The 21,755-nt window shown below is 61.2% G+C and carries 19 protein-coding genes; 12 read left to right on the top strand and 7 right to left on the bottom strand.

Translation table 11 applies throughout. The annotated features are described in order from the left end of the window. Positions 1 to 187: 187 nt before the first annotated feature. The 3 genes from mpl to AB9L16_RS22695 are packed head-to-tail and all read left to right on the top strand — an operon-like array spanning position 188 to position 2,458. Positions 188 to 1,537 carry a UDP-N-acetylmuramate:L-alanyl-gamma-D-glutamyl-meso-diaminopimelate ligase gene (mpl, locus tag AB9L16_RS22705; RefSeq protein ID WP_016773007.1) on the top strand — a complete coding sequence of 450 codons (1,350 nt, stop codon included), beginning with the start codon at positions 188 to 190 and terminating at the stop codon, positions 1,535 to 1,537. After that, positions 1,534 to 2,181: a flavin prenyltransferase UbiX gene (ubiX, locus tag AB9L16_RS22700; protein ID WP_024014462.1), complete on the top strand. Its 648-nt coding sequence runs from the start codon at positions 1,534 to 1,536 to the stop codon at positions 2,179 to 2,181. The genes mpl and ubiX overlap by 4 nt, the downstream gene beginning before the upstream one ends. Next, positions 2,174 to 2,458 carry a YceK/YidQ family lipoprotein gene (locus AB9L16_RS22695; protein ID WP_095181909.1) on the top strand — a complete coding sequence of 95 codons (285 nt, stop codon included), beginning with the start codon at positions 2,174 to 2,176 and terminating at the stop codon, positions 2,456 to 2,458. The genes ubiX and AB9L16_RS22695 overlap by 8 nt, the downstream gene beginning before the upstream one ends. Before the next feature lie 129 nt (positions 2,459 to 2,587). Here the strand turns inward: AB9L16_RS22695 and AB9L16_RS22690 are convergent, their stop codons facing one another. From AB9L16_RS22690 to AB9L16_RS22680, 3 genes are all read right to left on the bottom strand, one after another. Continuing rightward, positions 2,588 to 3,229 carry an oxidoreductase gene (locus AB9L16_RS22690; protein ID WP_016773010.1) on the bottom strand — a complete coding sequence of 214 codons (642 nt, stop codon included), beginning with the start codon at positions 3,227 to 3,229 and terminating at the stop codon, positions 2,588 to 2,590. A 27-nt stretch (positions 3,230 to 3,256) separates the two neighbouring features. Then, positions 3,257 to 4,984 carry a C13 family peptidase gene (locus AB9L16_RS22685; protein WP_375122737.1) on the bottom strand — a complete coding sequence of 576 codons (1,728 nt, stop codon included), beginning with the start codon at positions 4,982 to 4,984 and terminating at the stop codon, positions 3,257 to 3,259. Positions 4,985 to 5,086: 102 nt separating this feature from the next. After that, positions 5,087 to 5,542, bottom strand: coding sequence for a MaoC family dehydratase (locus AB9L16_RS22680; RefSeq protein ID WP_016773011.1), 456 nt, complete (start codon positions 5,540 to 5,542; stop codon positions 5,087 to 5,089). A gap of 194 nt (positions 5,543 to 5,736) precedes the next feature. On the opposite strand from AB9L16_RS22680, the gene AB9L16_RS22675 reads away from it, so the two are divergent. From AB9L16_RS22675 to AB9L16_RS22665, 3 genes are read left to right on the top strand one after another with little or no spacing between them, the layout of a single operon-like run. Further along, complete coding sequence (locus AB9L16_RS22675; RefSeq protein ID WP_016773012.1) at positions 5,737 to 6,099, top strand: CidA/LrgA family protein; 363 nt, start codon at positions 5,737 to 5,739, stop codon at positions 6,097 to 6,099. Then, a complete protein-coding gene (locus AB9L16_RS22670; RefSeq protein ID WP_236168742.1) occupies positions 6,099 to 6,815 on the top strand; it encodes an LrgB family protein in 717 nt (238 codons plus the stop codon). The genes AB9L16_RS22675 and AB9L16_RS22670 overlap by 1 nt, the downstream gene beginning before the upstream one ends. 10 nt (positions 6,816 to 6,825) lie before the next feature. Continuing rightward, positions 6,826 to 7,416, top strand: coding sequence for an LON peptidase substrate-binding domain-containing protein (locus AB9L16_RS22665; RefSeq protein WP_041477716.1), 591 nt, complete (start codon positions 6,826 to 6,828; stop codon positions 7,414 to 7,416). An 87-nt stretch (positions 7,417 to 7,503) separates the two neighbouring features. On the opposite strand, the gene AB9L16_RS22660 is transcribed toward AB9L16_RS22665, so the two are convergent. From AB9L16_RS22660 to AB9L16_RS22645, 4 genes are all read right to left on the bottom strand, one after another. Then, on the bottom strand, positions 7,504 to 10,980 hold the full coding sequence (locus tag AB9L16_RS22660) for a calcium-binding protein (protein ID WP_375122736.1): 3,477 nt from the start codon (positions 10,978 to 10,980) through the stop codon (positions 7,504 to 7,506). Positions 10,981 to 11,049: 69 nt separating this feature from the next. After that, entirely contained in the window at positions 11,050 to 12,921 is a 1,872-nt protein-coding gene (locus AB9L16_RS22655; protein WP_375122735.1) for a hypothetical protein, read from the bottom strand. A 402-nt stretch (positions 12,922 to 13,323) separates the two neighbouring features. Continuing rightward, complete coding sequence (locus AB9L16_RS22650) at positions 13,324 to 14,640, bottom strand: bifunctional DedA family/phosphatase PAP2 family protein (RefSeq protein ID WP_375122734.1); 1,317 nt, start codon at positions 14,638 to 14,640, stop codon at positions 13,324 to 13,326. Positions 14,641 to 14,792: 152 nt separating this feature from the next. Continuing rightward, entirely contained in the window at positions 14,793 to 15,518 is a 726-nt protein-coding gene (locus AB9L16_RS22645) for a DNA-3-methyladenine glycosylase (RefSeq protein WP_076564277.1), read from the bottom strand. Positions 15,519 to 15,695: 177 nt separating this feature from the next. Here AB9L16_RS22645 and AB9L16_RS22640 point away from each other — a divergent pair, with 177 nt between their 5' ends. The 6 genes from AB9L16_RS22640 to rodA all read left to right on the top strand — a co-directional run bounded on the left by AB9L16_RS22640 (position 15,696) and on the right by rodA (position 21,743). Beyond that, positions 15,696 to 16,967 carry a glutamate-5-semialdehyde dehydrogenase gene (locus AB9L16_RS22640; protein WP_375122733.1) on the top strand — a complete coding sequence of 424 codons (1,272 nt, stop codon included), beginning with the start codon at positions 15,696 to 15,698 and terminating at the stop codon, positions 16,965 to 16,967. Next, positions 16,936 to 17,658 (top strand): nicotinate-nucleotide adenylyltransferase, encoded by a 723-nt coding sequence (nadD, locus tag AB9L16_RS22635; RefSeq protein ID WP_375122732.1) that lies wholly within the window; start codon positions 16,936 to 16,938, stop codon positions 17,656 to 17,658. Before AB9L16_RS22640 ends, nadD begins: the two co-directional genes overlap by 32 nt. A 72-nt stretch (positions 17,659 to 17,730) precedes the next feature. After that, complete coding sequence (gene rsfS, locus AB9L16_RS22630; protein WP_016773024.1) at positions 17,731 to 18,225, top strand: ribosome silencing factor; 495 nt, start codon at positions 17,731 to 17,733, stop codon at positions 18,223 to 18,225. 9 nt (positions 18,226 to 18,234) lie between these two features. After that, positions 18,235 to 18,702 (top strand): 23S rRNA (pseudouridine(1915)-N(3))-methyltransferase RlmH, encoded by a 468-nt coding sequence (gene rlmH, locus AB9L16_RS22625; protein ID WP_011063671.1) that lies wholly within the window; start codon positions 18,235 to 18,237, stop codon positions 18,700 to 18,702. A gap of 10 nt (positions 18,703 to 18,712) precedes the next feature. Continuing rightward, positions 18,713 to 20,608: a penicillin-binding protein 2 gene (gene mrdA, locus AB9L16_RS22620; protein ID WP_041477721.1), complete on the top strand. Its 1,896-nt coding sequence runs from the start codon at positions 18,713 to 18,715 to the stop codon at positions 20,606 to 20,608. Between the two features lie 31 nt (positions 20,609 to 20,639). Beyond that, positions 20,640 to 21,743: a rod shape-determining protein RodA gene (gene rodA, locus AB9L16_RS22615; RefSeq protein ID WP_050977864.1), complete on the top strand. Its 1,104-nt coding sequence runs from the start codon at positions 20,640 to 20,642 to the stop codon at positions 21,741 to 21,743. Positions 21,744 to 21,755 lie beyond the last annotated feature (12 nt).

The following is a 21,755-nucleotide window of genomic DNA, read 5'->3' as shown; positions in this document are numbered from 1 at the left end:
CGAGCCGAACTAAAAATTTGAAAGCGACCGAGATCGGCTCCCTCTCCCTCGGGAGAGGGCTGGGGTGAGGGGCTGCGGTCTGAAGCCGTGCGCAGATGTAGCCGCCAACCCGTCTCCATCCTTCAGCTAAAGAGTGCCATTTCCCCCTCCCTACGCTAACCTGCGGCCATGTTTTACGAGGTCGACTATGCACATTCATATTCTGGGTATCTGCGGGACTTTCATGGGCTCGATGGCGGTGTTGGCCAAAGAGCTGGGCCATCACGTCACCGGCTCCGACGCCAACGTCTATCCGCCGATGAGCACACAGCTTGAGGCCCAAGGCATTCAGCTGACGCAGGGTTATGACCCGGCGCAGCTCGATCCGGCGCCGGATCTGGTGGTGATCGGCAATGCCATGTCCCGTGGTAACCCGGCGGTGGAATATGTGTTGAACAAAGGCCTGCCGTACGTCTCCGGCCCGCAGTGGCTGGCTGACCACGTGCTGCAAGGTCGCTGGGTATTGGCCGTGGCCGGTACGCATGGCAAAACCACCACCAGCAGCATGCTCGCCTGGGTGCTGGAGCATGCCGGGATGAGCCCGGGTTTCCTCATCGGCGGCGTGCCGCAGAATTTCTCGGTGTCGGCGCGCCTGGGCGGTACGCCGTTCTTTGTGATCGAGGCTGATGAATACGACAGCGCCTTCTTCGACAAGCGCTCGAAATTCGTCCACTACCGTCCACGCACCGCCATCCTTAACAATCTTGAGTTCGATCACGCCGACATTTTTCCCGATCTGCCAGCAATCGAACGTCAGTTCCACCATTTGGTGCGCACCATTCCGAGCGAAGGGCTGGTCATCCACCCGACTACCGAGCCAGCGTTGCAGCGCGTGATCGAGATGGGTTGCTGGACCCCGGTGCAAACCACCGGCGCCGGCGGTCAGTGGCAGGTCAAGCTGCTGAGCGAGGACGGCTCGGCGTTCGAAGTGATGTTCGAAGGCGTGTCCCAGGGCACCGTCGAGTGGGAATTGACCGGTCAACACAACGTCGCCAATGCCTTGGCCGCGCTGGCTGCGGCGCGTCACGTTGGCGTGGTGCCATCGATGGGCATCGCCGGGTTGAGCGCGTTCAAGAACGTCAAACGGCGTATGGAGAAAGTCGCCGAAGTGCGCGGCATCACCATTTACGACGACTTCGCTCATCACCCGACCGCCATCGCTACCACCCTCGACGGCCTGCGCAAACGCATCGGCGACGCGCCACTGATTGCGATCATCGAGCCGCGCTCCAATTCGATGAAGCTCGGCGCCCACCGTGACGGTTTGCCGGACAGTGTGGTCGATGCCGATCAAGTGATCTGGTATGCCCCGGCCAATCTCGGTTGGGATCTCGGCGCCACCGCCGCATTGTGCACGGTGCCGTCGATTGTCAGCGATTCCCTGGAAGGCATCATCGAGCGCGTGAAGAGCCAGGCGCAGCCCGGCACGCACGTAGTGATCATGAGCAACGGCGGCTTCGGCGGCCTGCACGGCAAGCTTGCCGAGGCGCTGCAATGAATACGTTTTCCCAGGCCGGCGGCCCGGAACGCATCACCCTGGCGATGACCGGCGCCTCGGGCGCGCAGTACGGCTTGCGCCTGCTCGATTGCCTGGTGCGCGAAGATCGCGAAGTGCACTTCCTGATCTCCAAGGCTGCGCAACTGGTAATGGCCACCGAGACCGACGTGTCCCTGCCGAACAAGCCGCAGATGATGCAGGCGTTTCTGACCGAATACACCGGCGCCGCTGCCGGGCAGATTCGCGTGTATGGCAAGGAAGACTGGATGTCGCCGGTGGCTTCGGGCTCCGGCGCGCCGGCAGCCATGGTAGTGGTGCCGTGTTCGACCGGCACGCTGTCGGCGATTGCCACCGGCGCCTGCAACAACCTGATCGAACGCGCGGCGGACGTTACGCTGAAAGAGCGCCGCCAGTTGATTCTGGTGCCGCGCGAGGCGCCGTACTCGAGCATCCATCTGGAGCACATGCTCAAGCTGTCGAATCTGGGCGTGACGATTCTGCCGGCCTCGCCGGGCTTCTATCACCAGCCGCAGACCATCGATGATCTGATCGACTTCGTTGTGGCGCGGATTCTCAATCTGCTCGGCATCCCGCAGGACATGCTGCCGCGTTGGGGCGAGCATCACTTGAGCAGCGATGAATAAGCTGCTGGTGCTTGTGCTGGCGCTGCAATTGGGTGGATGCGCTACCGTGCGCACGCTGGATGCGGCCAAACCCGGCGCGCCGGTGGTGTATGCCGGGACGCGGCTGGATTTGTATGCGTTGAACGGCGGGTGTTGTGCGATGGACCGGTTCGGTGCCGAGGCGCCGAGCTATCCGGGAGTGGACCTGCCGGCCAGCGCGTTGCTCGATACGCTGTTGTTGCCGTTGTCGTTGCTCACCGTGATTGGCGTAGGTTTTCAAGCGACTGGTGGATTGTAGCGACTGATCGTTCCCACGCTCTGCGTGGTAACGCATCCTGTGACGCTCCGCGTCACGCTTTTAGGACGCAGAGCGTCCATGGCTGCATTCCCACGCAGAGCGTGGGAATGATCATCATGGGTGGATGGATTATTTGCCTAACTTGCGCAGTTCATCCGATTCGATCACCCGCACCCCATCCTGTTCTTCCAGCGCCAGGCGCCACATCGCTCGCGCCAACTGGCACGCTTCGATGCCGTGGTATTTCCCCGGAATCAGCTTCGACAATGGCCCGGCCAGTTGCTCGACCAGGCGTGGTTCGGTGCGTTCGCCAAGCAACAGCGAAGGTCGGCAAATGGTCAGCTGCGGCCAGTTCTGCGCGCGCAGGGCCTGTTCCATTTCACCTTTGACCCGGTTGTAGAACACCGAGGAATTCGGATCGGCGCCAATCGCACTGATCACGATCAGGTGCCGCGCGCCCATCTCCCGGGCGCGCTTGGCGAACGCCACGACCATGTCCAGATCGACTGCGCGAAAGGCTTCTTCGGAGCCGGCCTGCTTGATAGTGGTGCCGAGGCAGCAGTAGGCGATATCGACCCGGCCACTGAGCTGCGGCAGAAACGCCTGCGGGTCACCGACCGGGTTTTCCAGATGCGGATGCTCGGCCAGCGGCCGGCGCGAAGGGGCGAGGACACGGGTAATGGTTGGTTCGTTGAGCAAACGGTCGAGCAGATGTTCACCGGTCAGTCCGGTGGCTCCGGCAAGCAATACGTGCTGAGGCGTCAAGTACATAGTGTCTCTCCCTTGATACTGTTCAGCTTAGTTGCCTTTTTTCGCCGCGTCGTTCAATGCGCTGCTTTGCAACGCTTTGCGCGCTTGCTGTTTACGCAGCAGTTGCCAGTGCGACAGCACGGTTTTCGGCGCCCAGATCTGCGGCTCCGAGGCTTCGAAACCGTCGGCCAGCTCACGTTCGGCGACGGTGGCCTTGGCCAGTTTGAATGCCTGCTCAAGGTCGTCGGTCTGGTTCAGTGCCTGGGCAAACAGCGCATCGCCGAAATAAGTGAAGTTGGCTTCTTCCGAGCAACCGAACGACACCCGATCGGCGCGCGAGGCAGTCATGATCAGCGTGCGTTCGTCTTTCAGCGCCGGGATGAAACCGCCGGAATAGCACGAAGAAATCACGATGACCTTGTCGCGATGCTTCAGCGGCGCGAGCACGGCGGCGAGTTCATCGGCGGGCAGATCGGCGAGTTCCATGCGCGGCTGGTCGAGCACCAGTTCATGTTCGGCGGTGCCGTGGCTGGTCAGATAAATGAACAGCAGATCTTCCGGCCCGCTGCGTTCGGCGAGGGCTTGCGCGGCGCGGCGCAGGTTTTCGCGAGTGGCCATCGGCCGGTCGCCGAGATGATCGCGATGATTGACCAGGCGGATCTGGCCGTAGGCGCCGAAGCGCGTACTGAGCATGTTGGCGACGTAATCGGATTCACGCAGGAACACGCTTTGCTTGCCGTCGCCACCGAGGGTCAGGGTGTACAACTCGACTGCCGGAGTCGAAGCGGGGATCGCCGCCAGTGCCTCGTCGAGCAGACGACCCTGGGCGAGCAAACCGAGTTCGAGAGTGTCGGGGAGTAATTTGCCGTCGGCGTCGCGTACGCGTTGGCCGTTGATCCAGGTGCCGCTGAGCACGCTGCCATCGGTCAGCACCAGAGTACCGCGTCCTGAATAGCTGTCGTTGTCGAAGCCGCCGATGTAGAAGCTGCCATCGGCAAGGTTCAAACGGCCCTGGCCGGTGAAGCGCCAGTCATTGAATACACCGATGTAATGGCTGCCATCAGCGCCGATCAGTTCGCCCTTGCCGGTCAGCGCGCCTTCCTTGAACTGGCCGAGCCAGACGTCGCCGTCTGCGTTCTCGTAGCGGCCTTTGCCGTGCAATTGATTGTTCTTGAAGCCGCCGACGTAGATATCGCCGTCGGCGCTGTTGTAAGTGCCGTTGCCTTCCAGTTGACCGTTGACGAAATGACCCGTGAACGAATTGCCGCTGGCATCGCCGCGCTGGCCTTCGCCGTTGGGTTTGCCGTGGGCGAACTGGCCTTGATAGGAGCTGCCGTCGTCCATTTCCAGGCGGCCGAGGCCGGAATACTGGTCAGCCTTGAACTCGCCGCGATAGGTCATGCCGTTTTCTTTCAGCGTACCTTCGCCATCGCGCCGGCCCTGCTTGAAACCACCGGCATAACTGCTGGCATTGGTGCTCAGGCTGCCCTGTCCATCAAACAGACCTTGCTGGAACTGGCCGCGATAGACCTCGCCGTTGCTGCCATGCCATTCGCCTTGCCCGTGCCACTGACCCTTGTCGAACTCCCCGGCGTACCAGCTGCCGTTGGGGTAGTCGACGCGGCCCTGACCTTGCAGCAAGCCGTCGACCAGTTCACCGCGATAGCGTCCGCCATCGGGCAGGCGCGCATCCGGCGGCAACAGCGATTCGCCGTCGCCGCAAGCGGTGAGCATCAGGGTCAGGGCAAGGGGTGCAAGTCGAGCGATTGAGCGCATAGCGGGATCCGGGCAATTAGGCGACCGAGTATGCCGCAGCTATGCGTCGCATATATACAGACGTGACGCGAAACAGCGTGCGCTGCTTCGCATCCGGGATGATCAGACGAAGCAGAGTGACAGCGGCTCGGCGATGTAGGCCGGTTTGTCCGAGCCTTCTATCTCCAGTGTCGCGGTGGCCTTGAGCAGCCACTGACCGGGTTTTTTCTCGGTCACTTCGACCATGTCGACCTTCAGTCGGACTTTCGAATTGACCTTGACCGGCTGGATGAAACGCACGCTGTCCAGGCCATAGTTGACGACCATCTTCACGCCTTCGGGCAGCACGAGGATGTCTTCCATCAGTTTCGGCATCAGCGACAGCGACAGGAAACCATGGGCAATCGTGCTGCCAAACGGCGTTTGCGCAGCCTTGACCGGATCGACGTGAATGAACTGAAAATCACCAGTGGCTTCGGCGAACAGGTTGATGCGCTCCTGATCGATGGTGAGCCATTCGGAACGTCCAAGTTCCTTGCCGACATAATCTTTGAGCTCTGCAACTGGAACATAGGGCATTGAGACTCTCCTTGGGTTCATCGGTTTTATAGTTTTTCAGGGGGCGGATTTGACCGGCCTGCGAACCACTGTAGATCATCATGGCGATTTGCTCAGGTCAACCGACCATGCTTTTGGCGAATGCCGGTCCATAGCGCTGGCATGCTTATAATGCCGAGCCCCTGCTGGCTGAAAATGTAAGACGGAGATGTCAGATGTTGTTACGTGGCCTGACCCTGCTGGTGCTGTTCCAACTGCTCGGCACGGCGCTCAATCATTTGCTGTTGCCGATATTGCCGGGGCCGATCATCGGGCTGCTGCTGTTGCTGGTGTTCCTGATCATTCGCGGTGAAGTCGGCGAGCCGCTGAATCAGGCGGCGGGCAGCCTGCTGCGTTATCTGCCGTTGCTGCTGGTGCCGCCAGCGGTGGGCGTGATGGTGTATGCCACGGCGATTGCCGCCGACTTCTGGGCGATCGTCGGCGCGCTGGTGGTCTCGCTGATCCTGTCGATGGCCTTTGCCGGCGTGCTCATGCAACGGCTGGTCAAACGTCATGCGCCGCCGGCGGAGGAATCCTGATGCTGTTCGACTGGCAAGGCGCGTGGACCTCGGTGATTCATCATCCGCTGTTCGGCATTGGCATCACGCTAGGCGCTTATCAACTGGTGCTGGCGGCATTCGAGAAAACCCGCTGGATCTTTCTGCAACCGGTGCTGGTCTCCATGTTGTTGGTGATCGGTGTGCTGGTCGGCTGCGGCCTGACCTACGCGGAGTATCGCAAGAGCACCGAAATCCTCAGCATTCTGCTGGGGCCGGCCACGGTGGCGCTGGCGGTGCCGCTCTACCTGAATCTGCGCCGCATCCGGCAATTGTTCTGGCCGATTTTTACTACTCTGGTGATAGGCGGGGTGGTCGCAACGGGCATGGGCGTGGCGCTGGGCTGGTGGTTCGGTGCCGATCACATGATCCTGATGACCATGGCGCCTAAATCGGTGACGTCGCCGATCGCCATGCTGGTTGCCGAGCAGATCGGCGGTGTGGCGGCGCTGGCAGCGGTGTTTGTATTGATCACCGGGGTCATCGGCGCGATCTTCGGCCCGGCGCTGCTGACCCGCCTCGGCGTGCACAGCCCCGAAGCGCGCGGCATGGCGCTGGGCATGACCGCTCATGCGGTCGGCACGGCGGTGGCGATGCAGGAAAACGATGAGTGCGGCGCGTTCGCCGCGCTGGCAATGAGTCTGATGGGTGTGGCCACGGCGGTGTTCCTGCCGTTGGCGGTGTCGATGGTGGTGTAAGGAAATGTCTATGAGTCTGCCGCTTTTTCCGCTGAACACGGTGCTGTTCCCCGGCTGCAACCTCGATCTGCAGATCTTCGAGGCGCGCTACCTCGACATGATCGGCCGCTGCATGAAGCAGGGCGTCGGTTTCGGTGTGGTGTGCATTCTGGAGGGCAACGAAGTCGGTGTGGCACCAGAAGGTTTCGCAATGGTTGGCTGCGAGGCGCGGATCACCGATTTCCAGCAACAGGACAACGGCCTGCTCGGCATTCGCGTCCAGGGCGGGCGGCGTTTCACGGTGTTGCGCACCGAAGTGCAGCGCGATCAGTTGATCGTCGCCGACGTCGAATGGCTGGACGATGAGCCCGAGCAACCGTTGCAGGACGAGGACGCCGATCTGGTCGCGCTGCTCAAGGCGCTGGCCGAACACCCGATGGTCGAAGCGTTGGACATGGGCACTGAAGCCGCCGGTCAACAGTCACTGGCCAATCAGCTTGCCTACCTGTTGCCGTTCGCCGAAGAAGACAAGATCGATCTGCTGCAACTCGACGACCCTCAGCAACGGCTGGATGCGATCCAGGCATTACTCGACGAGTTGCAGGGCGAACTGTTCGCCTAGTTTCACTTGGAAAACGCATGACTCAACGCGCAAACGAAGATCAGCGCAGGCCCACCCTGGCACGATGTTGAAACCGGCAGCGCACCGTCAGCTCATGTTGACCGGGATGAACAGACCTTCGCGGTCGACGCGCTCTTGCAGATCATTCAGCAGGCTCCATTGATTGCTCACCGAGTTGTAAACCAGCGTGCCTGCTGTGTCGGGTTTGTAACCGATGTGGGTGACGTAGACCCGTGCGGCCAGTTCGTGGCGTTGTTTGTGCTTGTCGATATCTGCCAGCAATGCCTCGACACTGGCGTAGCCACGAGCGTCGATCACATACAGCTGCAACACCTCAAACAGCAGCGAGACTTCATAAATGTTGCCGGCTGACGTCACCACACAGATGGACTCCACCGGGGTGTCATCCAAGATGTCCGGCAACTCCACCGTGACGCTGGCAATGCGCAGGCGGTTGTCCTGGAGCTGAATGTCGGCGCGCGTGACGGTTTCTGTCAGGGTACGGGTGAACAGATTCCATCTCGATGCATTGGCCGTTTTTGCCGCAGCGCCCGGTGTGGCCAGACGCAGGATGCTGTTGCTGGCGAGATAAACGTCGTAAGTCGCGCTTTTGCCTTCGAGCAGATAAATCCCGGTGTGCGACCGCGATTCGATGACCACTTTGCTGTTCTGTGCGCCCAGTGATGGTTTCTCGCTGACCAGCGGGCGGATGAATGGATATTTTCCGTTGCGCCGCTTCAACCAGCTCCGCGAGCTGAGCACTCGGATGCCGGGATTTCTGGCGTCGTCCCGGTAATCGAACGCGGGCACCTGCACGCGGTATGAAACGTTATTCTGCATGACCAGCACGATGTCCCGGGCCAGAAGCGGTGTCGTGACCTTCAGGCTGTTTTGGCCACTGTAGCCCGTCGCGGCGGCAATCGTCTGGATCACGCCTTTGAAGGCCAGCACTCTGGATGGCAGCAGAATCGACAGGCTGATGTTGTTGTAGGTCAGGTGCGTATTGCCCGAAACACCCTGGCGCAATTCCACGCCATAGCTGACCACCACGTCGACGATCTCGCTGTCCTGGTAATCCAGGTAAATCGTACGGGCGCCGGTAGCGTTGCCTGTGGCGACGAATTCGACCCTGTGCTCGGTACGTGCGACGAAGTGGCGCTGCACGTCCTGACCGTCCAGCGCCACCGTGCCACCGTTGACGATTGCCGGGGCGGGTGCCGGCCGTCCGCTGACAGTGACGGCAACCTCGATGTCCTGACTCAACGCTTCACCAGGTCGAGTGGGCAGTTGCGCGCGCAGTTCATAGCCATCGAGAGTGCGGAACACCCACCGAGCATTGTTCAATTGACGCTGACCGTTGACTGTCTGGTAGACGTTTTCAAGGGTCAGCACATGGTCGGGGTCGCTGCCGTCCCTGCCGCGCAAAGAATTGACCACCAGTGAGGTGCCGATGATTTGCCAGCGTTGAATGACCGCCATCGGCCAGCCGAATTCGATCAGGCTCGAATGGTCGCCACACTCGATGATCGTTGTACGTGCATTGGTGTCGGCGATGTAATAGCGATCTTCGCCGCCGCCGCCCTCTATCGTGCACTCGGTACCAGAGATTGCGATCGTGTCGTTGCCGTCGCCGGCGCTGATGCGGTCGTAACCGTTGGCGGAAATCTGGTTGGGCTGGTCATTGCCCGTGATAGTGCTCGTGCCTTTGCGCAAGGTCGCAACGTTTTCAATGGAGGTCAGATGGGCGACTTCGAGGGTGTCGTTCGCAGAGTCCGGGCCGCGAAGTGAGACCTTGCCGGTTTGCAGGTTGACGTCGTGACCGATGTAACGCGTGTCGGTAATCGGGCGGACGCCTTCGAACGCAACCAGGTCGTTGCCCGAGCCGCCATCCAGCACATTGATGTGCGGTGGTTTGCTCGATCGATCCAGTTCCTGATCAGAGACTTCCTGGTAGAACGCATCATTTGTGTCGCCGCCCGTCAGTGCCTTATGGCCGTCGCGGTAGGTGAAGAGGTTGGGCCGCGCCTTGACGCCAACCACGCGGTCGTTGCCATCACCCAGACGCCAGAACACGCCTTTGCCTTTGCCTTCGCCTGGGCTGCCACTGACCATGCCCTTGAGGTTGTCGGGTAATCCGAGGCTCGCGTCGACTGCATCGTCGCCGCCGACGATCACCGCCTGGCTGTCGAGTCTGAACGGCAACTGCCCGGCGCTTTCGTCCCACTGGTAACGCCACAGTTCGACAGGGCGCAGTTCAGCGCGAAACGCGCCATTGACTACCTGTGCGATGGAGTCCTTGTAAGCACCGGCCAGCATGTCTTTCGCCGACAGTTCGAGCTGTTTTCCATAGTCACTGTAAAGCCTGGACAGTTTGAAGCGATCCATCACCTCGGTGTCCAGTTCCTTGCCGGTGAAGGCGAACCATCCCGAGCGCAGACGCTCGAGTGTCGTCAGTTCGATGTAGTCGTCGATATCGTCGACGACCCTGGCGGCCTGATAAATCATCGATCCGCCGATGAGCAGCGCAGCGGCCGCAAGGCCGAGCGGGCCGGCAACGCTGCCGAAGCCGGCCAGCGCGGCGACGCCCAGCACCAGGCTGATACCCGCGCCCGCTACACTCAGGGCACCGCTGAAATAATGATCCTGAGCTTGTTTGCCCGATGTCGCGGCGGCGGCGTTGAAGGATTTGATCGCGTCAACGATGTCGAACGGCAAGGTAATCGCGCTGGCGAACAGTCCCGCACCACGGCTCATGTATTTGCCGATTGAGGTCAGCGCAAAACCCCTCAGCACGTTGCTGCCCTGAGTCAGCATCGCCTGGCCTGTTCTGGTCAGGCCCTGCTCGATGATCAGCGAGCCGAGTTCTGCAGCGATGGATCCGCCGTAGTACAGCATTTCCAGTGCCTCGCCTTTCTTGATCGCATCGGTCAGCGCCATGTAGCTGCTGTAGATGCCAAAGGCTTGCATGCCGACTCCCGCGCCGCTCATCAAATAGCTTTTGCTCTTGTTGATCCAGCCCGGTGCGTTTTCAAACGCGTCCGCACGGTGGATTTCCAGCTTTTGCGCAGCCTTGCCCAGCTTGTTGAGACGATCCATGGCGCTGCCGGAAGCCAGCGGCGTGTCACTGATGAACAGTGGGCCGGCATCCACCGAGCGCTTGCAGGCAATTTCGTAAAACAGCATTGCCGCCATGTCATTGTCGGGGAAATCCACGGCCTGCAAGCGCGACTGCACCTGCGCCGATTGAAAATTGAGTCCGTCGAGAAATGCCTGATCCACGCTCTTCATGTGGGCGTTCGCCGCACTGACCGGTTGACCGTCAATGGTCGCCCCCAGCGCTTGCAATTCGACCCGACTGATCATGATCTCACCGATGCGTAGCAGGCCCAGATGCTTGTCCAGGGCTTTGAGGGTTTTGCGAAGCGACGGATCAATGTCAGGCGCCTGCGTCTGATTGCGCATATGGGTGGGCGGGGCATGGGGATTCGCCGAGACGTCGATGGGGGTAACTTCAAGTGCGCGAACGTGGGCGATATGGGTCGCAGGGACGATGAGTTTCGACACGTATTAATCCTTTAATGGTGTGCATGAGGATGCCGGTCTCCTCTCCGGCGTTGTATGGGCGTGCCCGGTTCAGGGCCAGGCGATGTCGTATGCAAACTCGTTTTTATTGCCTGACAGCCTGAGGATTGGCAGTCCTGCCGCTTCCACTTTGTCGATCAGTCGGTCGTATTGGAATTTGTTGGCGTGCCCGGCATGGGTCGCCGCCTCGATGCGCTCAGCGTCCGCGCCGGCCTGTTCCTTGATGTCTGCGACCCTGGCGCCTTTGCTCAGGTCTGTGTTCAGCAACCAGATACGCTCGGCTGGAACTCCGCTGCGGGTGACCGAAATCAGCCCCTCGAAATCGTCGGAGGGAAACCAGGTCGGCGGGTTCTCACGCGCAGCGGAATTGAACGCCATGTTCTCTTCGTGCGGGACGACTTCCAGATTGCGCGTGTCGAGGGCGTACATGAACATTTCTGTCTGCCGCGTGCGTGAGGACCGATAACCCCGCTCGTGATCCCAGGCGACGGGACTCTCAGGATCAGACCAGTCGGATGAGGAACTGCTGGAATCATCGGCGTCGCTTGCGCCGCTGTCTGAGCTGCTGTCACCCGCGTCGCGCCCCGGATATTTGTGGGTCTGGCTGTTGAAGCGCAGGTATGCGGGATCGGGGGCGCTGGCATACATCTGGCCCTGCTCGAGACTGAACGTCGCGCTGATCGGCTTGTGCGTGGTGGCGCCGGGTTCGTGGTGGTAGCGGGGCAGCATGGTGCCGTCATTCGCCAGCTCGAACGGCGTGCGCTCGTCACCGCGAAACAGTGCCGGGATGTCCGTGCGATACAGGCAATTGTGTTTGTTGCGCAGGTAACCGAGCTGTTTCAACAGCGCCTCGCGGACCTCGGGGGTCAGGCCTTGTTCGGCGTCGTACCAGTCGTGGCGGGCATTGTGCTTGAGGTTGAGCTGCTCGACCGCATCCTTGGCCAATTGCTCAAAGCGTTGCGGGTGGGTGATGTCATTCAACAGGCGCTTGTGCGCCAGTGCCCAGGCTGGAATCGCCAGATGGTTGCTCATCTCCTGCTGCAAGCGGGTCAACTGCCTGGGCAGCAGATTGAACGATTGCAGAAAGGCTTCGCGCTCTGCACGGCTCATCTGCGGATGCAGCCAGCGCAGTGAGTCGCGCAGCAGATCGGTCAGCGGATTTCCGGTGGTTGTGGGATGTGCCCACTGTGGCGGCATGCCGCTGGCCTGAGCTTCGACACGAAAGCGCGCGATGTCCTGGCCCTGCAAGCCATATAGCTGCCAGATCTCATGATCGGTCCACTGTTTGAGGTGGGTCGGCGACGCCGCGAATCCCCCCGACGGAGGATCTACCGGAATGAAATTGCCAAATGAATCCCTGAAGGCGAACAGGGGGGGGTCTGTGCGCGCTGCAAAAAGCGGATGCATTTCGTAGTAACCCTGAGCATCCGGCGAACGCCCCGATGGACTGTAACGGCTTTGATTGATGGGCGTTGTCGCGGGGGCGAGCCGCGCTCGCTTCGGCGCGGGTTGTTCGGTCAGGCGCCAGGTGGGGCTGTCTGCGTTTTTATACAGAGGCGGCCCGGAGGGCACGCGCTCGGTCAGCAACTTGCTGCGCCATGCGCCGGTTTCATCCACGCCGACGTGAGTGGTTTGCAAAGCGCCCTGATATTCGACGTCGACGAACTTTCTGCCAACGACCCAGCGAAATCCATCGGGGTCAGCGGGCTTCATCCCACGCAGAAAAGCCTCTGACAACCAGTAATCGGTTATTGAAGTGGAATGTTCAGAACGATAAGCGCCATGTGCCGGTAACTGGAAGATTTCGATCGCCGGAAGTCTAGGGTTTGCATCGGCGAGGGGGCTGCCGGAAGTTGTTGTGGGCAGCGTCTGGTCGTGACCACCGGTCCTTCTCGATATTTCAACGGCGCTGGCATCGATCAAAGGGCGATGTGGTGCCGGTGCGCGCGGATCAGTTTGATGCGGCGTTGTAACAGGCGTCTTGCGGGGTATCTTTGGACTCATGAATAACTCGACAAAGAATGAATTGATAAATGCCTCGGCAGAACTTCAATGCCGGGTCCGGATAAATATTGATTGTTGGCAAGTGCTCCAGCCGGGCGGATTGAACTCACGGATTTTCTGTTGCGCGAAATACTTCGCCACCGTGTTCCGGCTGGACTATGTAACGCTAGTTTGGCGTCGATTGGGAATGCGGAAATGTCGGTTTTATAACCAGGAAAGTTAACCGGGGGAGAGGAAGTTTGCGTAGGTAATCAACGCCGCTCTTGTCGGAATATTCCAAAAGAGCGGCGTATAAAAAATCTGGCTTGTGAGTTGTCTGTTTTAGTAGGCGTAACGCAACAATGTATGTGGCAAGTGGCGCAGTACGAAGAAGCCGAACAGAGCAACCATCGATGGCAGGATCAGCCACCAGATCTTGAACGGCATTGCATTAAGGGACGCCTGACGTTGGCTCAACCACAGCATCGCAGCACACACGCAACTGGCGAGCATCGCCCCGGCCAGTATGTCGGTTGGCCAGTGCGCGCCCAGATACACCCGCGACAGGGCGATAGAGAGGGCCGGGATGCAGGCAATCAGCAGCCAGGTCAGGCGCATGCGCGGCGGCTGACCGCGCCCGGCCAGCACGCCCAGCGTCAGGAACAGAGCGAACGCGCCAGAAGCGTGGCCGCTGGGCATGCTGTAGGTGGTCAATGGATCGCTGAGCACTTCCGGGCGCACCCGGGCGAAAAAATACTTGGTTCCGGTATTGGCCATTGCGGTGACCAACATGGTGGCGCCCGCGAACATTGCCTGGCGCCACTGCTTGCACAGCATCAGCAGAATGACGAGCAGGGCACTGAACAGCAGCATGTTGCGGAATTCGCCGATCAGGGTCAGCGTCACGGCGATTTCGTCCAGCGCTGGCTGGCGGTGCTCCTGCACCAGGGTCATCACGCCGTTGTCGAGCGCGGTGAGGTATGGATAGCCGATGAACAGACCGATCAGGATCAGCAGGCTCATGCCGCCGATCCAGATCGTCGCGCGACGATGGCGGCGCACGCTGCTGTTGACGCTCAGGCCGACCATTACCGCGATGCTGGCAGCCACGATCCCGGCCTCCAGCCAGAAACCTTCAGGCAATGGCAGGCGGAACGCCGCGCCCGTGGCCCAGCCCGGCAACAGATAAGCCAGGCTCCAGCCAGCAGCGGCCAGCAGGCTGACGGCGAAAAAACGCGGGAAGGGCATGTCGCACATCCCGGCGACCATTGGCAGCATTGGTCGTAGCGGGCCGATGAAACGCCCGACCAGCAAGCTGGCGATGCCATAGCGCTGGAAGTACGACTCGGCGCCGGCCATCCATTCCGGGTGATGGCGCAGGCCCGGCAGGCGGCGGATGTTCTGATGGAAATGCCGCCCCAGGAAGTACGAGATCAAGTCGCCGAGGATGCCGCCGAGAAAGCCCAGCAGCAGCGTTTCGCTCAATGACAGCGCGCCACTGCCGGCCAGTACCGCCACGCCGAACAATAGCACCGTGCCCGGCACGATCAGCCCGGCGATCGCCAGACATTCCACGCACGCAACGATGAACACCGCTGCGGCCAACCATTGCGGATTGGCGCCGAGCCATCCAGTGATGCTATCGAGCCATGGGCCCATACAGAAAAACTCCATTCATTCTTTAAGTAATTGTTACGCGTTTCACTGCTGATCCGTGGGAGCGAGCCTGCTCGCGAACGCGGTGTGTCAGGCGTTAGAAGCGTTGGCTGGCACAACCCCTTCGCGAGCAGGCTCGCTCCCACAGGGGGACATCATTTATTTGCGGATTCGGCTTCAGCGCCGGGAAGCAGGCAATAATCCCGGCCTTCGACCTGACCCCGTCGCAGCGGGTTCCGCGTGCACCATTGCGCATACGCAGCGTCAACGAAGCGATACATCAAGTGTTCATCACGGCCCAGCGGGATGCCCAGCCGAGTGGTTTGAATGATCTGCGCGGGTGGCGGTCCCGGGTCCTCGACCAGCAACAGTTCATGATCGAAACGCTTGGCGTCCCACATCGGCACTTTCAAACCCAGCGCCTTGCACAGCAGGGTCTGTCCGGCGCAGAGCTTCTGCGTCGGACGCGGTCGGCCCTGGGCATCGGGATTGTTCAGCAGCATCTGCGCCAGACTCGCCGGACCGCTCACTTCATCGACCCACGGATAGGCGGATTTGATCAGCACCGCATTGCCCGGCCCCTGCGCACTGAAGTTCAGCGAATCACCGCCGCGTGCGTAGTACATATAGATGTGGCCGCCATCCAGAAACAAAGCCTTACGCTTTTCTGTATAGCCGAGCGAGGCGTGGCTGCCTTTTTCCGCGCAGTAATAGGCTTCGGTTTCGATGATTCGCGCACTCAGCCACAGATCGCCGACGCGATGGCGGATGACTTTGCCGAGCAGCGCCTGCGCCAGCACCTGGGCGTCGCGGTCGAAAAAACTGTCCGGCAGGCCCACGGGCAGGCGCGCGGACTCGGGGCAAAGGGGCACGTTGGTCATGATGGGCAAGGTTTATCCAGGCTCAAGAGGTCGTGATGATAACAACGCTGAGCTTAATTACGTCTGAACGCCGGCCAAACGCAGCTCATTTCGACCATCCGCCCGTCACCGCTGTTAGTCCCGGGACGCGGCAGCTATAATCTGCCGCTTTCCTCTTTGCCAAGACCCCAGCAGACCATGACTGAGTCCGTTCTTGACTACATGACCCGATTGGGTCGCGCCGCCCGCGCTGCCTCCAAGGTCATCGGTCGCGCCAGCACCGCGCAGAAAAACCGCGCCTTGCAGGCTGCCGCCAATGCTCTGGACGCTGCGCGCGCCGAGCTGGCCGCCGCCAATGAGCTGGATCTGGCTGCCGGTCGCGCCAACGGTCTGGAGCCGGCGCTGCTGGAGCGTCTGGAACTGACCCCGGCACGCATCGACGGCATGATCGTCGGCTTGCGTCAGGTTGCTGCACTGGCGGATCCGGTCGGCGCGATTCGCGACATGAGCTTCCGTCCGTCGGGTATTCAGGTCGGCAAGATGCGCGTACCGCTGGGCGTGATCGGGATCATCTACGAATCCCGCCCGAACGTGACCATCGATGCCGCCAGCCTCTGCCTGAAGTCCGGCAACGCGACCATCCTGCGCGGTGGCTCCGAGGCAATTCATTCCAATCGCGCGATTGCCGCGTGCATTCAGCGCGGTCTGGCCGAGGCCGAACTGCCCGCCGCCGTGGTGCAAGTGGTGGAAACCACTGACCGTGCCGCTGTCGGCGCGCTGATCAGCATGCCGGAATACGTCGACGTCATCGTGCCCCGTGGTGGCCGTGGCCTGATCGAACGCATCAGCCGTGATGCTCGCGTACCGGTGATCAAGCACCTGGACGGCATCTGCCACGTTTATGTCAGCGAACACGCCGATCTGGCCAAAGCCCAAAGCATCGCCTTCAACGCCAAGACCTACCGTTATGGCATCTGCGGCGCGATGGAAACCCTGCTGGTCGATCAGGCAGTTGCCAGGGATTTCCTGCCTTCGATGGCCGCGCAGTTCCGCGACAAAGGCGTCGAACTGCGTGGTTGCGAGCGCAGCCGGGCGATCATCGAAGCGGTCGCGGCCAGCGAAGACGACTGGCACACCGAGTATCTGGCGCCGATTCTGTCGATTCGCGTGGTCGACGGTCTGGAGCAGGCGATCGAACACATCAACCATTACGGCTCCCATCACACCGACTCGATCGTCAGCGAAAACCTCGCTGACACCCGCCGGTTCGTGGCGGAAGTCGACTCGGCCTCGGTGATGATCAACACGCCGACCTGCTTTGCCGATGGATTTGAATACGGATTGGGTGCCGAGATCGGCATTTCTACTGATAAGCTGCACGCCCGCGGCCCGGTCGGGCTTGAGGGGCTGACCTGCGAGAAGTACATCGTGGTCGGCGATGGCCAGTTGCGCGGCCAGGCGACGGTCTGACTTGACCGACCTCGACCTGAAAGCGCCGCACACCGGCAGCGAGTCGCGCCCGCAACGCATTGGCGTGCTGGGCGGTACGTTCGACCCGGTGCATATCGGCCATTTGCGTGGCGCGCTGGAAGTTGTCGAAGCGCTGGCGCTGGACGAGTTGCGCCTGATGCCGAACGCGCGGCCGCCACATCGCGGGACGCCGCAGGTGTCGGCGCAGGACCGGCTGGCGATGGTCGAGTGCGCGGTGGCCGGATTGCCGCCGCTGGTGGTGGACGCCCGCGAATTGCAGCGGGACAAACCGTCCTGGACCATCGATACCCTGGAGTCGCTGCGCGCAGAGATGCCCGCCGAGACCCAGGTTTTTCTGCTTTTGGGCTGGGACGCATTTTGCGGCCTGCCCACTTGGCACCGCTGGGAAGAGTTGCTCCAGCATTGCCACATCCTGGTGCTACAGCGCCCGGACGCCGACAGCGAACCGCCGGATGCCTTGCGCAACCTGCTGGCAGCGCGTTCGGTGAGCGACCCGCTGGCCCTGAAAGGGCCGAGCGGACAGATTGCATTCGTCTGGCAGACACCGCTCGCGGTTTCCGCCACCCAGATCCGTCAACTGCTGGCCAGCGGTAAGTCGGTAAGTTTCCTGGTGCCCGACGCGGTCCTGGCCTACATCGATGCGCACGGTCTGTACCGTGCGTCGAACTGAACAAGGCGCGCTTCACCGATACGGATCACCGTATCCCCAAGCCGCCGAATACATGAGCAAAACGAGTTACATATGACTGATAAAGATCTACCGAAAGTAAAGCGCAAAGGCACGTTCAAGAGCGCACCACTGCCGGAAGCCGTCAACACCAACGAGCCGCTCAAGGGCGACGAACTGGTCAAGATTGCCGTCGCTGCGCTGGAAGACGTCAAGGCCCAGGACATCCAGATCATCGATGTGCGCGACAAGCAGAGCATCACTGACTACATGATCATCGCCACCGGTACCTCCAATCGCCAGATCAACGCGATGCTGGACAAGGTCCGCGAGGAAGTGAAAAAGCAGGGCGCCAAGCCGCTGGGCGAAGAAGGCAAGGGCGACAGCGATTGGGTACTGCTCGACCTCGATCTGGTGATCGTGCACATGATGACTGCCTCGGCGCGTCAGTTCTACGACCTGGAGCGCCTGTGGGCCGGTGCCGAGCAAAGCCGTGCGGCCGATGCCAAGCACCACAGCCCGGAAAACACCCACGAGCATTTCACCAAGCTCAACAAAGACCAGTTCTAAGGGATTGCTGTGCGACTGCGCCTGATCGCCGTCGGTTCACGCATGCCCAAGTGGGTGGAAGAAGGCTGGCATGAATATGCCAAGCGTCTTCCGTCCGAGCTGGCGCTGGAACTGGTGGAAATTCCGCTCAACACCCGTGGCAAGAATGCCGACGTGGCCCGTTTCATCCGCCAGGAAGGCGAAGCCATGCTGGCCAAGGTCGGGCACAACGAGCGGATCGTCACGCTGGAGGTTCACGGCAAGCCGTGGAGCACCGAGCAACTGGCGGTCGAACTCGATCGCTGGCGCCTGGATTCGCGCACGGTCAACTTCATGGTCGGCGGTCCGGAAGGGCTGGCACCGGAAGTCTGTGCCCGCGCTGACCAGCGCTGGTCGTTGTCGCCGCTGACCTTGCCGCACCCGCTGGTGCGGATCCTGATCGGCGAACAGTTGTACCGTGCCTGGACCGTGTTGTCCGGCCACCCTTACCACAAGTAAGCCTGCCCTCATGTCTCAGCCGATCCGCATCAAGGACCACGAAAAGGACGCCCGTCTGGTGCGCAGCCGTGTCGTGTTCGGTGCGATCGTGATCGTGGCGCTGATCTGTGTGTTGATCGCGCGTCTGTATTACCTGCAGGTCATCCAGTACGAGTACCACTCGACCCTGTCGGAAAACAACCGCGTCCACGTGCAGCCGATTCCGCCGACGCGCGGGCTGATTTTCGACCGCAACGGCGTAGTTGTGGCCGACAACCGGCCGAGCTTCAGCCTGAGCATGACCCGCGAGCGCTCCGGCGACTGGCAGCAGGTGCTCGACGTCATCGTCGAGGTCCTGGAGCTGACGCCCGAGGACCGGGTGATCTTCGAGAAACGCATGCGTCAGGGGCGCCGGCCGTTCGAGCCGGTGCCGATCCTGTTCGAGCTGACCGAAGAGCAGATCGCCCGCATCGCGGTGAACCAGTTCCGCCTGCCCGGGGTGGAAGTGGTCGCGCAACTGGTCCGGCATTACCCGCAGGGCGCGCACTTTGCGCACTCGGTGGGCTACATGGGGCGGATCAACGAGAAAGAGCTGAAGTCGCTGGATCCGGTCAACTACAGCGGCACCCACCACATCGGCAAGACCGGCATCGAGCGTTTCTACGAGCCGGAATTGCACGGTCAGGTCGGTTACGAGGAAGTCGAGACCAACGCCCGTGGCCGCGTATTGCGCGTGCTCAAGCGCACCGATCCGATTCCCGGCAAGGACATCGTCCTGAGCCTCGATATCAAGTTGCAGGAAGCCGCCGAGGCCGCGCTGGGCGGGCGACGTGGCGCGGTGGTGGCGCTCGATCCGAAAACCGGCGAAGTGCTGGCGATGGTCAGTCAGCCGAGTTTCGACCCCAACCTGTTCGTCACCGGTATCAGCTTCAAGGCCTACGCCGAGTTGCGCGATTCCATCGACCGGCCGTTGTTCAACCGCGTGCTGCGCGGTCTGTACCCGCCGGGCTCGACGATCAAACCGGCGGTGGCAATTGCCGGTCTCGACGCTGGCGTAGTCACGGCTTCGAGCCGGGTGTTCGACCCGGGCTATTACATGCTGCCCAACTACGACCACAAGTATCGCAACTGGAATCGCACTGGTGACGGCTTCGTCGACCTCGACACGGCGATCATGCGTTCCAACGACACCTACTTCTATGACCTGGCGCACAAGCTCGGCATCGATCGGCTGTCGACCTATATGAACAAGTTCGGCATCGGCCAGAAGGTCTCGCTGGACATGTTCGAAGAGTCCCCGGGCCTGATGCCGTCCCGCGAATGGAAACGGGCGACGCGCAAGCAGGCGTGGTTCCCCGGCGAAACCCTGATTCTCGGGATCGGCCAGGGCTACATGCAGTCGACGCCGCTGCAACTGGCCCAGGCCACGGCGCTGGTGGCCAACAAGGGCATCTGGAACCGTCCGCACCTGGCCAAGTCCCTCGACGGGGTCAAACCGGTGGATGAAAACCCGATGCCGAACATCATCCTGCGCGACCCGTCCGACTGGAACAAGGTCAACCATGGCATGCAGCAGGTGATGCACGGTGCCCGTGGTACCGCGCGCAAAGCGGCGATCGGCGCGCAATACCGCATCGCCGGCAAGTCCGGTACCGCGCAGGTGGTGGCGATCAAGCAGGGCGAGAAATACGACCGCTCCAAGGTCCAGGAACGCCACCGCGACCACGCGTTGTTTGTCGGCTTCGCCCCGGCCGATGATCCGAAAATCGTCGTGTCGGTGATGGTCGAGAACGGTGAGTCTGGTTCCGGCGTTGCCGCGCCCGTGGTGCGCCAGGTCATGGACGCCTGGTTGCTCGACCAGGACGGCCACCTGAAAGCCGAGTACGCCAGCCCTATCACTGCGGAGGCCCCGGCCCGTGATGAATAACTTCGATCGCATGCTCTCCAGCGAGGATGTGATGCGTCGCCGCGCGACGTTGCTGCAAAGACTGCATATCGATGGCCCGCTGTTGATCCTGTTGCTGATCCTCGCCGCCGGCAGCCTGTTCGTGCTGTATTCGGCCAGCGGCAAGAGCTGGGACCTGCTCGGCAAGCAGGCCACGTCGTTCGGCATCGGTCTGGTGGCGATGATCGTCATCGCCCAGTTCGAGCCGCGTTTCATGGCGCGCTGGGTGCCGCTCGGTTACGTGATCGGCGTGATATTGCTGATCGTCGTCGACATCATGGGCCACAACGCCATGGGCGCCACGCGCTGGATCAACATCCCCGGGGTGATCCGCTTCCAGCCCTCGGAATTCATGAAGATCCTGATGCCGGCGACCATCGCCTGGTATCTGTCCAAACGCACCTTGCCGCCGCAGCTCAAGCACGTCGGCATCAGCCTGATGCTGATCGGCGTGCCGTTCATTCTGATCGTGCGCCAGCCGGATCTCGGTACCTCGCTGCTGATTCTCGCCGGTGGCGCCTTCGTGCTGTTCATGGGCGGCCTGCGCTGGCGCTGGATTCTCAGCGTATTGGCGGCGGCGGTGCCGGTGTCGGTGGCGATGTGGTTCTTCGTCATGCACGACTATCAGAAGCAGCGTGTCCTGACTTTCCTCGACCCGGAAAGCGATCCGCTCGGCACCGGCTGGAACATCATCCAGTCGAAAGCCGCGATCGGTTCCGGTGGCGTATTCGGCAAAGGCTGGCTGCTCGGCACCCAGTCACACCTGGACTTTCTCCCGGAAAGCCACACCGACTTCATCATTGCTGTGCTTGGCGAAGAGTTCGGTCTGGTGGGGATTTGCGCGCTGCTGCTGATCTATCTGTTGTTGATCGGTCGCGGGCTGGTGATCACCGCTCAGGCGCAAACGCTGTTCGGCAAATTGCTCGCCGGCGCGTTGACCATGACTTTTTTTGTTTACGTTTTCGTCAACATCGGTATGGTCAGTGGCCTGTTGCCGGTCGTGGGGGTGCCGTTGCCGTTCATTAGCTACGGAGGAACTTCGCTGGTGACGCTGCTGTCAGCGTTTGGGGTTTTGATGTCGATCCATACCCATCGCAAGTGGATCGCACAGGTTTGAATAAGGTGAAGA

Source organism: Pseudomonas sp. LW8 (assembly GCF_041956865.1).
Classification (GTDB): domain Bacteria; phylum Pseudomonadota; class Gammaproteobacteria; order Pseudomonadales; family Pseudomonadaceae; genus Aquipseudomonas; species Aquipseudomonas siliginis.
This window is presented reverse-complemented; position numbering and strand designations above follow the sequence as displayed.

Excerpts from the sequence above, each read along its gene's own strand:
- mrdA (WP_041477721.1), top strand. The coding sequence starts at position 18,713 with ATGTCTCAGCCGATCCGCATCAAGGACCACGAAAAGGACGCCCGTCTG.
- AB9L16_RS22675 (WP_016773012.1), top strand. The coding sequence starts at position 5,737 with ATGTTGTTACGTGGCCTGACCCTGCTGGTGCTGTTCCAACTGCTCGGC.
- AB9L16_RS22695 (WP_095181909.1), top strand. The coding sequence starts at position 2,174 with ATGAATAAGCTGCTGGTGCTTGTGCTGGCGCTGCAATTGGGTGGATGC.
- mpl (WP_016773007.1), top strand. The coding sequence starts at position 188 with ATGCACATTCATATTCTGGGTATCTGCGGGACTTTCATGGGCTCGATG.
- rsfS (WP_016773024.1), top strand. The coding sequence starts at position 17,731 with ATGACTGATAAAGATCTACCGAAAGTAAAGCGCAAAGGCACGTTCAAG.
- AB9L16_RS22645 (WP_076564277.1), bottom strand. The coding sequence starts at position 15,518 with ATGACCAACGTGCCCCTTTGCCCCGAGTCCGCGCGCCTGCCCGTGGGC.
- ubiX (WP_024014462.1), top strand. The coding sequence starts at position 1,534 with ATGAATACGTTTTCCCAGGCCGGCGGCCCGGAACGCATCACCCTGGCG.
- AB9L16_RS22680 (WP_016773011.1), bottom strand. The coding sequence starts at position 5,542 with ATGCCCTATGTTCCAGTTGCAGAGCTCAAAGATTATGTCGGCAAGGAA.
- AB9L16_RS22650 (WP_375122734.1), bottom strand. The coding sequence starts at position 14,640 with ATGGGCCCATGGCTCGATAGCATCACTGGATGGCTCGGCGCCAATCCG.
- AB9L16_RS22665 (WP_041477716.1), top strand. The coding sequence starts at position 6,826 with ATGAGTCTGCCGCTTTTTCCGCTGAACACGGTGCTGTTCCCCGGCTGC.
- AB9L16_RS22690 (WP_016773010.1), bottom strand. The coding sequence starts at position 3,229 with ATGTACTTGACGCCTCAGCACGTATTGCTTGCCGGAGCCACCGGACTG.
- AB9L16_RS22685 (WP_375122737.1), bottom strand. The coding sequence starts at position 4,984 with ATGCGCTCAATCGCTCGACTTGCACCCCTTGCCCTGACCCTGATGCTC.
- nadD (WP_375122732.1), top strand. The coding sequence starts at position 16,936 with ATGGCCAGTTGCGCGGCCAGGCGACGGTCTGACTTGACCGACCTCGAC.
- rodA (WP_050977864.1), top strand. The coding sequence starts at position 20,640 with ATGCGTCGCCGCGCGACGTTGCTGCAAAGACTGCATATCGATGGCCCG.
- AB9L16_RS22640 (WP_375122733.1), top strand. The coding sequence starts at position 15,696 with ATGACTGAGTCCGTTCTTGACTACATGACCCGATTGGGTCGCGCCGCC.
- AB9L16_RS22670 (WP_236168742.1), top strand. The coding sequence starts at position 6,099 with ATGCTGTTCGACTGGCAAGGCGCGTGGACCTCGGTGATTCATCATCCG.